Source organism: Variovorax sp. dw_308, from assembly GCF_019207085.1.
Lineage (GTDB): Bacteria > Pseudomonadota > Gammaproteobacteria > Burkholderiales > Burkholderiaceae_C > Variovorax.
The window spans coordinates 104,348-117,829 of sequence record NZ_JAATOM010000009.1; the positions used below are offsets into that span (position 1 = coordinate 104,348).

Consider the following 13,482-nt stretch of genomic DNA (forward strand, 5'->3'; position numbering starts at 1 on the left):
CGGCTCGCTCGCGCTGGAGTCCTTACTTCGCCAGTTCGGTCAACAGCCGCGTCGAGAGATACAGGCGCGGAACGATCGAATCCACCTCGATGAACTCGTCCCTCGCGTGGTAGCCGAAGCCGGCCAGGCCGAAGCTCTCGACCACGGCCGGCTTGCCTGAACGCCCTGCGAAGCCCGCATCGGTGCCACCGCCGGTCATCGGCGCAAGCGCGAGTTCGCGGTCGATTTCCTTGTAGATGTCCTGCGCCTTCTTCGCCACCGCCAGGCCCTTGTCGCCGGCCAGGAAAGCCGGTCGGGTGGTCACGACCTGGACGGTGGTCTCGGTGTCCGGGATCAGCTTGCCGGCGGCGATCTTGGCCTGCAGCGCGGCGTCGAGCTTCTTCTCGGCGCCGGGCTGCGTGATGCGGATGTCGCCGATGGCCTGCGCCTTCTCGGTGATCTGGTTGCTCGGGCCGGTGGCGCGGGCCACGGTCCAGTTCAGCGTGATGCCGGGAATGTCCTTGGCCAAGTCCTTGGTCTGCAGCAACTGGTAGGAGAGTTCATACAGCGCGTTGCGGCCGAGTTCCGGCGCGGCGCCGGCATGTGCGGCGCGGCCCTTGACGTCCATCGTGGCCTGCGCGATGCCGGCGGCGCCGAGCAGCAGCGCCTCGCCCTTGGCCACCGACTTGGCCGCGGTGGGTTCGAACGACAGCACATAGTCCTGCGACTCGGCCGTGGTGGCGATCAGTTCGCCGGAGGCGTTGGAGCCGACTTCCTCGTCGGTGTTGAACAGCACGGTAAGCGTGTCGAAGTCCTTCCAGCCCGCATCAACCAGTATCTTGAGGGAGGCCAGAATCACCGCGATGCCGCCCTTGTCGTCGGCGATGCCGGGGCCGTAGATGCGGTTGCCGTCGACGCGGTAGCCCTGCGTGGTGAGGATGCCGGCGGGATACACCGTGTCCATGTGGGCCTGCAGCATGAACTTGCGCTTGCCGGTGCCCTTCAGGGCGCCGACGACGATCTCGGCCGGCGTTCCGATAGTGGTCTTGACGCGTTTCGTCGTGAAGCCAAGTGCCTTGAGGCGGCCGTCGGTGATGTCGGCCATCTTCATGAGGCCTTCCGCGTTGAGGCTGCCCGATTCGACGAGCACCATTTCCTTGAGGTTCTCGATCACGGCGGGCTGCGCCTTCTCGGCAGCGGCGAGCAATTTGGCGTCGGGGGCCGCCTGAACAGCCGTCCCGGCAATGGCGAGGCCGCAGGCCATTGCGATGGACGAGAGTAGCTTTGGGACTCGGCAGGTCATGTTTTTCCTGGATGATTTGTTGGGCAGGCGCGCGAGGTTAGCGCGACCGGGCTGCGTCCCGGCGATCCATTGTCAGGAGGAGGGGAAACCATGTCTCGCGACCGCCACCCAAAAATGGCCCAATAGCACCATGACCATGGATTCGCCCACCCTCGACAAGCCCATCACCCCACCCCAGCCCGCGCCTCGCCAGATCGCCGACCTGCCGGGCCCGCGCGGCATCCCGCTGCTGGGCAACCTGCTGCAACTCGACCCGCCGCGCATGCATCAGCAACTGGAGCAGTGGTGCAAGGAGTTCGGCCCGTTCTTCAAGCTGAAGGTCGGCCGCAGTTATCTCCTGATCGTCGGCGACCACCAGGCCGTGGCGGCGATGCTGCGGGACCGGCCGGATGGCTTCAAGCGCACCACGCGGCTGGAGAAGGTCGGCCAGGAAATGGGCCTGAAGCCCGGTGTCTTCGGTGCCAACGACGACGACTGGCGGCGGCAGCGCCGCATGGTCATGGCGGGCTTCGACCCGGCGCATGTCAAGGGCTACTTTCCGTCGCTGCAAGGCGTGGCCGATCGGCTGGCGCGGCGCTGGCAAAAAGCCGCGCGCGACGGCAGCGCGATCGACCTGCAGGCCGACCTCATGCGCTACACCGTCGACACCATCGCCGGGCTGGCCTTCGGCGCCGAGGTGAACACGCTCGAAACCGATGGCGACGTGATCCAGCAGCATCTCGACAAGATCTTCCCCGCGTTGCTCAAGCGCATGTTGTCGCCGCTGCCGACCTGGCGCTGGTTCCCGACCCAGGCGGACCGCCAGCTTGCGCGCGGGGTGGTGGCGGTCAACGAAGCCGTCGACGGCTTCGTCGCGCAGGCGCGTGTGAGGATGCAAGCCGACCCCGCATTGCGCACCCATCCGCGCAACCTGCTCGAAGCCATGATCGCCGCCGCCGATGAGCCCGACAGCGGCATCACCGACGCCCAGGTCTCGGGCAACGTCATGACGATGCTGCTGGCGGGCGAGGACACCACCGCCAACACCATCGCCTGGATGATCGACCTGCTGTGGCGCCATCCCGATGCGCTGGCGCGCGCCACCGCGGAAGTGCGCCGCGTGGTCGGCGATACGGCGCAGCCGACCTTCGAGCAGATGGCCCAGCTCGATTTCGTCGAGGCCTGCGCGCACGAGACGATGCGCCTGCGCCCGGTGGCGCCCATCCTGGGCTTGCAGGCGAAGAAGGACGTGATCGTCGGTGACATCCAAGTGCCGGCCGGCACGGTGGTGGTCAATCTCATGCGGCGCGACGGCGTGAGCGAGGGTCACGTGCCGCGCGCAGCCGCTTTCGAGCCCCAGCGGTGGATGGCCGATGGCGGCCCGGGCGCGATGGCCAGCAGTGCCCGGCGCACATCGATGCCCTTCGGCGCCGGACCGCGCATCTGCCCCGGGCGCTACCTGGCGCTGCTCGAGATCAAGATGGCCATGGCCGTCTTGCTGAGCCGCTTCGACATCGCCGCAATCGACACCCCCGACGGCCAGCCGGCGCGCGAGCTGCTCGCCTTCACCATGACGCCCGTGGGGCTTCGCATGCGGCTGCGCGAATGCGCGTCGTAGATTTCTTGCTGCCCTGATCGCGGGGCCTGGCAAAGCCACAGCGGCCGCAATGTCGTCCGGCGGAGGGCGGCACGCGGTCGTGACAGCGTGCTGCCGGAACGGCTCACCTCGACAGCGGAGATCAAGCCGTCCGACCGGACAGCCTGGTGTTGGGTCGACCTCGATTTCGGGAAACTACCTAGTTTGTGGGTAGCTGTCGCACAGGGTCCGAGCGGATACTGCACGCCGCCAGACCAACCAGAACTTCCTGGGCCCTTCATGACCGACAGAACGTTCACCGTGAAAAGCCGGGTCACCACCAAAGTCAAGAATTGGCGAGTGCGGAAACTGCGAGCCCGGTAACTTTCCGAAAAGGTCGGGGCACCTTCATCGCTCCACGACGAATTTGCGGATCTCGGCGCACCAACCATCTTGTTGGATGAAGCGACGGGTCCTGCTCTCCGAGGTCCGCGAAACTGGATGATTCGCGGGGCCTCCTGTTCCACGTTCCTTCGACGTCGGAAACGGCGATTGCGTCTACTGGCCCGTTCGGGCAAGGCTTTTCTCTGCAATTTTCGTGGCGAGCTGCTCCACGAATCAAAACCCGGAATAAAAAATGTCCAAGATTGATGAAAAGTTTTCTTCGAAATCGGAAATAGACGACGGAATTTCGCTGATCTCGACAACGGATTGGGTGGTGTTGTCGTGCTTTTTCAAAAGTTCCATCACGAATTCACCCGACAGCGAAGCGAAAATGCGCAGCGGCCTGCAGATGTTGCCAGGGGACGCGTTCGCACCTGCATTCGCCGATACCGTCGCACTTTACAAAGACCTGGTTGCTCTCAGCAATGATTTCACCTTCCGGATCGCCGATGAGGTACTGAATCTCGCTGACGATATCGTTCATTACCAGGCCAAAGCGGACGTTGTCTATACCCGTCTGGCTGATCTGGTGGGACGCTTCGACATGCCGGGTGTCGGCGATACGCCCGAAGCGCTCCAGGAAAAGTTCAACGCCCTGATCAAGTTATGGAAGGGCGGCCAAGTCTCTGGCAATTCAGATCAGATCCAGAAGCGATTCAAGCTGGCCCTGGAAGATTTGATCCTGGAAGCAGAGAAGCGCGCGACACGGGCGGAAAAGCTGCGTGAAGATATTCTCGGCCCTCTGGGCTTGAAGATGAAACTGCAAGCCAGCAAGACGGGCTTCGACTCGAAAAAGGAAGTCTTTGAAAGCGAGTTCGGCAAGGAAAGCCCACGCGTCGTGAAATTCAAGATAGACGTGGAAAATCTCCAAATCGAGATCAGTGGTCTGCGCAAGAAGGAGCGCGATGAAGTGATCGCGCTTGGAACCTCTCCACTTTATCTAATAATTCCATTTTTCGGGCCGTTCATTCTGCTGGGCGTAAACATCGGCGTTGGGGTCGATCTGGCTGTGACACGCGCCAAGATCGATGCAAAACTGAATGAGGCGGGATTGATCTCGACGGAGCTCGGGCGCGCCGAACGCTTCATGACTTATTACAACAACGGCAAATCAATGGTCACCAAGACGTCGAAGGGCATCGAAAATATTCTGCCAAAAATCGAAACACTCGGGCTGGGCTGGCGTGCAATCGCCAAAGACATACGCTTCATCGTCGACCTGCTGAGTGGCCCCGGCCGCAGTCAGAGCAATGACGAGGATTGGTTCAACTTCGTGACGACCTTGAAAACCGCTCAAAAGAGCTGGGCATCCGTGGCGACCAAGGCTGAACATCTGCGCACGGTAGCGATGCCAGTAGCCGCCAACGATCTCGATGAAGCAATGAAGAAATTGGCCGCATGAAGAATTGCGAAAACCAAGGAGCCGCCCGTGAATTCGAGTGATATCGTTGCGCTTGCAAATAAACTCGATGCGGCAGGCCTCCTGTTGCCCGCGCCAACCCCGCTTGACGGGTCTGACCTGGGAACAGATCGAATCCATCAGAGCCTGGTCGTCAATCTCGCCCAAGTGATTGCGGAATCAGGCAATGCGCGATCGGTAGACATCTATACCGATACGCTGGTTGTGTCCGATGGCATGCGCGTGCAAATAGGCAATACGCCGCAAAGGCTCTCCATTATTGCCAGGCGCATCGTCGTGGAGGGTTCGGGTACCGGCCATATCTTGCTCGCCCACGACGGCGCAGGACCGATTGGTGCGGTGCGCATCCTGACGGGCAGCGTAGTGGGGGACTTCCGTGTCGTGTCCGTTCGGAACAAGAAACACGAACCCTACGATCTTGAGCGATTGAAGGAGAATTCCGAGCGTCCCTGCTACACCGTGTTCCATTGGCGGGATGATGCCTCCGCCATTTCCCGGTCTGAAGTGCCGGCAGGATTGCTGCGGCTGGGACGACCGTTGTATCGTTCCCTCGCGACATCGTTCGATCTGTGCGCCGGAGCACTCGGCGCCCCGTCCAACGAACGCGTGGCAATGGTTCAAGCGATGCTTGGGTGGGTTGCGCGGTTCGCTGGCCTGCATGCCGACCTCGCGCCGATCGGCCGCATTTCCGAGGCGGTACGAGCGCTCCTGCCTGTGGCCCAAGGCGACGATCTCGTGCATCCGATACCACCCAGGACCGCCGACAGCTACAGACAACTGGCCTGGTCACGCAAGGAGCTGGCAAGGGCGACCGGCCTGGATATCAAGTTCCTCGATTTGACGGGCACCATTGGAGACATCGCGCATCAGTTTGTCTCGGCAGGTATCGGCCGTGATCGCCAGGAAGCCAAACTGATTGAAGGCCAGGTGATAGAACTGGCCTTGCGACGCAAGACCATTGCAGCAGCAATGGAACGGGTCGCTCGCGACATCGCCGATCAGAAATTCGAGGCCAATTTACAGAGCATCCGGCTTGGCCTGGCCCTGGAACTCGACAAAATCGACAAGATTGTCAAAGCATCCTTCGAAGTCGTCGGCGCCTTGATCAATCTGGCGACCAGTCTCGGTGCGATCGCGATGGGGGTTCCGCCCCTTCCGGGTGGCGGGTCCCACGGCGATATCAAAGGCGTCACCGGCCTCATCGATGCGGTCAAGAACACGAAGTACGGTGGAATGTTTGCCGGCGGCGGGCTTGACCATCTGATGACCGTCATCAATCTCTTTGCCTTGCCAGTGACTTTCGCGTGGGAGAACGGCGCAGACCACGCCAACAGCATCAAGAAGTTGTTGGACGCCACGAGCGCGATCCAGAAGGCCGGCACAGCGATATTGAACAACCTCACATCTCCTGATCTGGCCGCGGAAATGAGCAGTCTGGTCGGCGAGGCGATCCGCGCCATCGCCGGCAAGCCCCACCCGATCGAAGCCAAGGCAGCATGGGATGCCATTGAGGTTGACGTCGTCAACGGCCTGCAACTCATCATTGACGGCGAGTTCTCCGACGCAGTGAAGCAGGCGGCGATCAAATACAAGACGCTGATGGAGAAGGTCTGTATTCAGGGTCGTGTGCTCTCGGAATATCAAGCTGCGGGCGATGCCGTGGATCGAGCGCAGGGCACACTTGTCTTGCAGCGCCTGGCGCAGATCGGCAAGCAGGCGGAACTCGAAAAACTGCAGGCCACGCTCACCGAGCGCACCGTGCTGGCAGAAACGATCAAGGCAGAGATAACGTTGCGCCAGCAAGCCGCGGCACGCGAATTCTTTGAAGCCTGCTATGGTTTCCAGCGCGCAACTTTCTTTGAAACGTACACGCCCACGACCTTCGTCGTACCCGAAGTGCTCTCCGATCCCGCCCTGATGGAGGCCCGTTGCGCGGCGATGGAAACTGACCACGCGGATGCCACACGATTGATCGGAATAAAACAAGTTGATTTTGACCGCGAAATATTCATCGACGATCCGGAATTGATGGCCAGGCTGGAGCGCGGCACCGTGACTTTCCCGCTCTCGCCAAATCATCCGTTATTGGCAACCCTGTCGCACGTACGATTGACGTCGGTTCAGGCACGGCTGGAAACTACCCCGGCCCTGACCGGGCATGTAGCCCTGATTCTCTATAGCGGTGAGAGCTGTCAGGACCGTATCGACAGCACGCGCAACGCAAGATTTTTTGGTTGGTTTCAACCATTTCCATTCGAGTACCGAGGCGATAAAGTAGAACTCTCCCGGGAATTGAAGCACGTCCTGCTTCCGCCGTTCTCCGACTGGACCATCGGCATCTCGCAACCACTGTCGCCTCCGAAAATCGTGGGGCTGCGCGTGCGGCTTATCGGTCAAGCTTTTCTATGAAGACAGGGCGCATTGTTGGCGCGCTTTTCGGCATGCTGGCCGCCTGGCAAGCCGTGGCCGGGGTTTGCACAGTTCCGCCCGAGCCGAAGATGGCACCTGTTCCACGCGCCTCCTGGCAGGATATCGCGAAGTTTGCGTTCATGGTCGGCAACGACTCTGACGCAGTCCAAGGCAACATGCAATTGGCGTCGCGGTTGCGGACATTCGGTAGCTTCGCCAATTTGCACGCCAGCGGCGCTGCGTGGCGAGATACAAGGGCACGGTCCAGGGCACTCGCCGCAAAGCTGGTAGCTTTGGATGCCGACCTCCTCTCCCTCGCCAATCTGTGTCAGCAACTCGACGATGCTGGTATGGGCGGCAAACCGCTCGACTTCGCGCTATGGACACAGAAGATGGATGGGGTCCGCCGCAATTTGGCAACCACGGTGGTGGACTTGCAAGGAAATGTGCCCTCGGGCTCGTTCCGCAATGCGATGGAGACCTTTGCCCTGAGCGCAACAAATGCGGCGCGATCCTATTCGGCCGCCCGCTTTCCCGAATCGGCCGTCCTGCCTGTCAGTCCCGATCCGGTACAAACGGCCGGGCAGATCGAGGAGATCTGGGGGCGCTGGAGAGCGATCATTGTGGATGTTGCTCATTTATCCAGCACCTTGCCGCAACGGCCCGATCCTGATTCAGAAAAAGTGCTGGCTGATATAGCCTCCGCAATGCCGCAGCTTGCCCGAACCATATCCTCAGCGCGATCGATTCACGATCAGGATATTGCACAACAAGAATTTGACCATCTCGTATCCGGAGACTATTTTTACGATGCTTGCGCAATAGAGGAGAATACCAGTTACTACCTGTACACCGCACGCTACAGCCTCACCGCCTTGATTCGGGACCCGGCCAGTACGAATTTTGTGGTTGGCCATGCAACAGGCCCGACGTGGCGTTTCCGACGCATTGGAATGGGTTACTGGCAAATACTGGATGGCAGCGGGGCGGCGCTTGCTGCTGACAAGGATATTGCCTCCAAGAATCCACTCAGCACCATCCCCGCCAATCGAATTGGACCGCAAGGTGCGGCGCAGACCTGGCGATGCTTCGGGACCCCCCAGCAAGGTCAGTATCGGTTCGTCACCCAATTGCTCGGGGAAACACGATCCTTGGGTTTGGCTAAACAGCATGACAAGAATGGCCGAATTCAGGTAAAAATGATTGAGACGGCGAACGAATCCGAACAGTATTGGGCAGCTTGGCCGCGTTAGGAAATGGTCTGGTTCACGAATTCCCGCTCGACGCATCCAACCGGGTGATCGTTCAATGGTATTGAGGGCCGCGGAGTTGAAGACGCGATTGCCTGCAGCTATATCGAGTTCCATTGAAATGCCTGCGACTCCAGACTTGTCGGCCAGCGGTATTTGAGCGACGCAGGGCAATAACAATTCGTGGCGCCACGACGAGCGCCCCGGCACGCGAGCGTCTCTCTTCTGTCTGACAGCGACAAGCGGCCTTTGCCCGCGGCCCTACAGCATCCGTGAAATCTTCCGAGCCGCCTCCAGCAGCGGCGGCAGCATCGTCTCCTGCATCACCTTGGCGCTGGTGCGGTTGGCCTGCCCGCTGATGTTGAGGGCGGCCACGGCGCGTCCCGCGCGGTTGACGATGGGCGCGGCAATCGAGACCAGCCCTTCCTCCAGTTCCTGGTTCACCAGGCACCAGCGCTGGCGGCGCGCCTGCGCGACCTTGGCCAGCAGGACGTCCATGTCCGTCACCGTGTGCTTGGTGAGCGGCTGCGGCGACGACGCCTCGAGCCGCGCGCGCAACTCATCGTCGTTCAACTCGGCCAGCAGGAGGCGGCCCATCGACGTGCAGTACGCCGGCAGCCGGGAGCCGACGCCCAGGCTGATGCTCATGATCTTGTGCGTGGGCACGCGCATCACGTAGACGATGTCCGTCGCGTCCAGCACGGCCGCCGAGCACGACTCCTGCACCTCCTGCACCAGCGCCTCCATCACCGGCTCGGCGCGGTTCCAGATCGGCATCGACGAGAGATAGGCGAAGCCGAGGTCGAGGATGCGCGGCGTCAGCGCGAAGTGCTTGCCGTCCGACTCGACATAGCCCAGTGTCTGCAGCGTGAGCAGGATGCGCCGGGCGCCGGCGCGCGTGAGGCCGCTCGCGGCCGCGACCTCGCTGAGCGTCTGCCGCGGCGCACGGGCGCTGAAGGACCGGATCACTTCCAGCCCGCGCGCGAAGGACTGCACATAGGTGTCGCCCGGCCTGGGTGGTGCGTAGTCGTCAGATGTATGGTTTTGTATCGGGGTGGTTGCCATGATGGGTCAATCCTCCTAGAATTCATTATAAGAACAAATGTTCGGTATGCGAACAAGTTGCAAGAATCCGCCGAGCAACCATTCGCAACGATCCGTTCAGTGATTTCCCCGAATCCCCCAACTGGAGACAAGCTCACATGATCAACAAGATCGCGCGCTCGGTTGCCGACGCGATGGCCGACATCAAGGACGGCTCGACCGTCCTCATCGGCGGCTTCGGCACAGCCGGCATCCCCAACGAGCTGATCGATGGCCTCATCGAGCAGGGCGCAAAAGACCTGACCGTCGTCAACAACAACGCCGGCAATGCCGAGGTGGGCCTGGCCGCGTTGCTCAAGGCCGGCCGGGTGCGCAAGATCATCTGCAGCTTTCCGCGCCAGGCCGACAGCCAGGTGTTCGACGGCCTGTATCGCGCCGGCAAGCTGGAGCTGGAACTCGTGCCGCAAGGCAACCTGGCCGAACGCATCCGTGCGGCCGGCGCCGGCATCGGCGGTTTCTTCTGCCCGACCGGCTACGGCACGCAGCTCTCCGGCGACCGCGAGACGCGTGTCATCGGCGGCGTCCACTACGTGCTGGAGTATCCGATCCACGGCGACGTGGCGCTCATCAAGGCCGAACGCGGCGATCGCTGGGGCAACCTGGTCTATCGCAAGGCCGCGCGCAATTTCGGCCCGGTGATGGCCATGGCCGCGAAGAAGACCATCGCCACCGTGCACGAAATCGCCGAGTTGGGAACACTCGACCCCGAGACCATCGTGACGCCGGGCATCTTCGTCCACCAGGTCGTACAGATCGAACGCATCGCCACGCAAGCCGGCGGTTTCAAGAAGGCAGCATGACCATGAGCGCTACTTACACCCGTCGCACCAAGGACCAACTCGCCGCCCGCGTCGCCCAGGACATCTTCGACGGCGCCGTCGTCAACCTCGGCATCGGCCAGCCCACGCTCGTCGCAAATCACCTGCCGGAAGGCCGCGAGGTCATCCTGCAAAGCGAGAACGGCATCCTCGGCATGGGCCCCGCACCCAAGGCCGGCGAGGAAGACTACGACCTCATCAACGCCGGCAAGCAACCCGTCACGCTGCTGCCGGGCGGCTCCTTCTTCCACCATGCCGACAGCTTCGCGATGATGCGCGGCGGCCACCTCGACATCTGCGTGCTCGGCGCCTTCCAGGTGTCGGCCACGGGCGACCTGGCCAACTGGCACACCGGCGAGAAGGACGCGATCCCCGCGGTCGGCGGCGCGATGGACCTGGCCATCGGTGCGAAGCAAACGTGGGTCATGATGGACCTGCTGACCAAGCAGGGCGCGAGCAAGCTGGTCAAGCAATGCACCTATCCGCTGACCGGTATCGGCTGCGTCAAGCGCGTCTATTCCGACCTGGCGACGCTCGAATGCACGCCGGATGGCCTCAAGCTCGTCGACAAGGTCGACGGCCTGGAGCACGCCGAACTCGAAAAGCTCGTGGGCTTGCCGATCGCACAATAAGCAGCCGAACAGCCAATACGGACATCCGGCCGCGAAGGACGCAAAGGTTTCGCGAAGGACGCGAAAGGAAAACCGAGAAAGAATTCATGGAGTTCTTTCGCGTCCTTCGCGAAATCTTCGCGTCCTCTGCGTCCGGTACCCGTATTTATTTCACCTTCTGAAGAGACAACATATGACCACCCAAGCCTTCATCTGCGACGCCATCCGCACCCCCTTCGGCCGCTACGGTGGCGCGCTCTCGAGCGTGCGCGCCGACGACCTCGGCGCCGTGCCGCTCAAGGCCTTGATCGCCCGCAACCCGAAGGTCGACTGGCAAGCCGTCAGCGACGTGCTCTACGGCTGCGCCAACCAGGCCGGCGAAGACAACCGCAACGTGGCACGCATGTCGGCGCTGCTCGCCGGCCTGCCGCTCGAGGTGGGCGGCTCGACCATCAACCGCCTGTGCGGCTCCAGCCTCGACACCCTTGGCACCGCGGCCCGCGCCATCAAGTCCGGCGAGGCGGGCCTGATGATCGCCGGCGGCGTCGAGAGCATGAGCCGCGCGCCCTTCGTCATGCCCAAGGCCGAGTCGGCTTTTGGCCGCGCCAATGCGGTGTACGACACGACCATCGGCTGGCGCTTCGTCAACAAGAAGATGAAGGAAGCCTACGGCGTCGACTCGATGCCCGAGACGGCCGAGAACGTCGCCACCGACTACAAGATCGAGCGCGAGGCGCAGGACCGCATGGCGCTGGCATCGCAGCAACGCGCCGTGGCTTCGCAGAAGTCCGGATTCTTCGATGCCGAGATCACGCCGGTGAGCGTGCCGCAGAAAAAGGGCGACCCGATCATCGTCAGCAAGGACGAGCATCCGCGCGACACCACGATGGAAGCGCTGGCCAAGCTCAAGGGCGTGGTGCGGCCTGATGGCACCGTCACCGCCGGCAACGCCAGCGGCGTGAACGACGGCGCCTGCGCGATCCTGCTGGCCGATGAAGCCACCGCCGGCAAGTACGGCCTCACGCCGCGCGCCCGCGTGGTCGGCATGGCCACCGCCGGCGTCGCGCCGCGCATCATGGGCATCGGCCCGGCACCGGCTTCGCAGAAGGTGCTGGCCCTGACCGGCCTCACGCTCGACCAGATCGACGTCATCGAACTCAACGAAGCCTTCGCCGCGCAGGGCCTCGCGGTGCTGCGCATGCTGGGCCTGAAGGACGACGATGCCCGCGTCAACATCAACGGCGGCGCGATCGCCCTGGGCCACCCGCTGGGCGCCAGTGGCGCGCGCCTGGCGACCACCGCGGTCAACCAGCTCCACAAGCAGGGCGGCCGCTACGCGCTGTGCACCATGTGCATCGGTGTCGGCCAAGGCATCGCGGTCATCCTCGAACGCGTGTGATCCGGCGGCCCGGGGGGATCACCCCAGGGCCTTCGCCAGCTTGAGCAGCAAGTCGAGCAGCGGAATCTGCAGGCTCGCCACCACGACGAAGGGCAGCCCCAGCGGGGCGAGGACGTACCACACAGACTTGAGGGTGATCGGGGCCATCCGCATCTTCGAGACCGCCTCGTACAACGCCGCTGCATCGGCCACGACGCCGATACCGGGCGCCTCCACGATGGGCGCGTCTTCCACCGTCTCGTGCAGGATCCAGCGCCGGTACAGCAGGCGGCCCTGCTCACCCACCAGCGCCGCATAGGCCGGCAACGCGTGCGAGCGCGCGGTGTGCAAGGCGGGCGCCAGGGCCATCAACGGCAACAGCAGGCAAAGCGTCCACAGCACGACGAACAGCAGCGCGGGCATCTGGAACGTATCGAGCTTGGCGCCATGCACGACGATTTCATGCGCCCAGTGCGACGCCATCGTGGCCGAGAGCACGAAGGTCACGATGGCGAAGCCGCGCGGCAGCTTCGCCACGAAGCCGATGCCGGCGCATCGGTCGGGGTGCGAGGGCACCAGCGACAGGTCCAATCGGCCAATGCGCCAGAAACACCAGGTGATCAGCAGGATTCGCCACACCCACGCCGTCACGAGTGCAACGAAGATCGGCCGCGCCACCCACACGAACCACCAGCCGCCGAAACCGAGTGAACCATCGGCGTCGATCGCCCAGTTCAGCGCGTCGTCCCTGAACGAGGGATGCACCGTGGCCGACCATGCAATCGAGAAGCCGAGGACGAGGATCCACGGCACCGATGCGTCACGCGCCCGGCGCATCTCTGCGATGAGGCGGTCGAAGGGCGAGCCCGGCGCGCTGGATGCGATGCCGCTCAGGTGGAACTGCTGCACCAGCTTCTGGATCATGGTCTGCAACGGACCTTCGGCAATGACCAGCAATGGAATCGCCAGCAGGCAGCGTACGTGGACGCCGTAGTGCTGCAGCAGCGATTCGCCGGGGTCGACGTTGCCGAGGCGGCGCATGGTGGTCGCCCAGATGACGATGGGCAGCCAGCACAGCATTGCCAGGAACACGGCGCGACGGATGGTGCCCAGCCCGTCGGGCGGAACGAGGCCCAGCCGGCGCATCCAGCGCAGGGGCAATTCGTTGTCGATCGGTGCGAACGTCGCGTCCGGACTTGTCGATGGCATCG

General features: G+C 62.8%; 10 protein-coding genes. 7 read left to right on the top strand and 3 right to left on the bottom strand.

What is annotated here, in order from left to right; genetic code table 11:
* Nucleotides 1-22: 22 nt before the first annotated feature.
* Nucleotides 23-1,282: a glutamate carboxypeptidase gene (locus HCU76_RS18770; RefSeq protein ID WP_213955185.1), complete on the bottom strand. Its 1,260-nt coding sequence runs from the start codon at nucleotides 1,280-1,282 to the stop codon at nucleotides 23-25.
* A gap of 136 nt (nucleotides 1,283-1,418) precedes the next feature.
* On the opposite strand from HCU76_RS18770, the gene HCU76_RS18775 reads away from it, so the two are divergent.
* From HCU76_RS18775 to HCU76_RS18790, 4 genes are all read left to right on the top strand, one after another.
* A complete protein-coding gene (locus HCU76_RS18775) occupies nucleotides 1,419-2,879 on the top strand; it encodes a cytochrome P450 (protein WP_213955184.1) in 1,461 nt (486 codons plus the stop codon).
* A 595-nt stretch (nucleotides 2,880-3,474) separates the two neighbouring features.
* A complete protein-coding gene (locus HCU76_RS18780; protein WP_213955183.1) occupies nucleotides 3,475-4,683 on the top strand; it encodes a hypothetical protein in 1,209 nt (402 codons plus the stop codon).
* A gap of 27 nt (nucleotides 4,684-4,710) precedes the next feature.
* The gene (locus tag HCU76_RS18785) at nucleotides 4,711-7,110 is read left to right on the top strand and encodes a hypothetical protein (protein WP_213955182.1); all 2,400 of its coding nucleotides are present in this window, start codon (nucleotides 4,711-4,713) and stop codon (nucleotides 7,108-7,110) included.
* Nucleotides 7,107-8,363: a hypothetical protein gene (locus HCU76_RS18790; protein WP_213955181.1), complete on the top strand. Its 1,257-nt coding sequence runs from the start codon at nucleotides 7,107-7,109 to the stop codon at nucleotides 8,361-8,363. The genes HCU76_RS18785 and HCU76_RS18790 overlap by 4 nt, the downstream gene beginning before the upstream one ends.
* A 258-nt stretch (nucleotides 8,364-8,621) precedes the next feature.
* On the opposite strand, the gene HCU76_RS18795 is transcribed toward HCU76_RS18790, so the two are convergent.
* On the bottom strand, nucleotides 8,622-9,425 hold the full coding sequence (locus tag HCU76_RS18795; protein WP_213955180.1) for an IclR family transcriptional regulator: 804 nt from the start codon (nucleotides 9,423-9,425) through the stop codon (nucleotides 8,622-8,624).
* A 137-nt stretch (nucleotides 9,426-9,562) separates the two neighbouring features.
* Between HCU76_RS18795 and HCU76_RS18800 the strand changes: the two genes are divergently transcribed.
* The 3 genes from HCU76_RS18800 (at nucleotide 9,563) to pcaF (ending at nucleotide 12,292) form a co-directional block, all read left to right on the top strand.
* Nucleotides 9,563-10,264: a 3-oxoacid CoA-transferase subunit A gene (locus tag HCU76_RS18800; RefSeq protein ID WP_213955179.1), complete on the top strand. Its 702-nt coding sequence runs from the start codon at nucleotides 9,563-9,565 to the stop codon at nucleotides 10,262-10,264.
* Entirely contained in the window at nucleotides 10,261-10,914 is a 654-nt protein-coding gene (locus HCU76_RS18805) for a 3-oxoacid CoA-transferase subunit B (RefSeq protein WP_213955178.1), read from the top strand. The genes HCU76_RS18800 and HCU76_RS18805 overlap by 4 nt, the downstream gene beginning before the upstream one ends.
* Before the next feature lie 172 nt (nucleotides 10,915-11,086).
* Nucleotides 11,087-12,292, top strand: a complete 1,206-nt coding sequence (gene pcaF, locus HCU76_RS18810) for a 3-oxoadipyl-CoA thiolase (RefSeq protein ID WP_213955177.1) — start codon at nucleotides 11,087-11,089, stop codon at nucleotides 12,290-12,292.
* Between the two features lie 18 nt (nucleotides 12,293-12,310).
* On the opposite strand, the gene HCU76_RS18815 is transcribed toward pcaF, so the two are convergent.
* On the bottom strand, nucleotides 12,311-13,480 hold the full coding sequence (locus HCU76_RS18815; RefSeq protein ID WP_213955176.1) for a hypothetical protein: 1,170 nt from the start codon (nucleotides 13,478-13,480) through the stop codon (nucleotides 12,311-12,313).
* Nucleotides 13,481-13,482 lie beyond the last annotated feature (2 nt).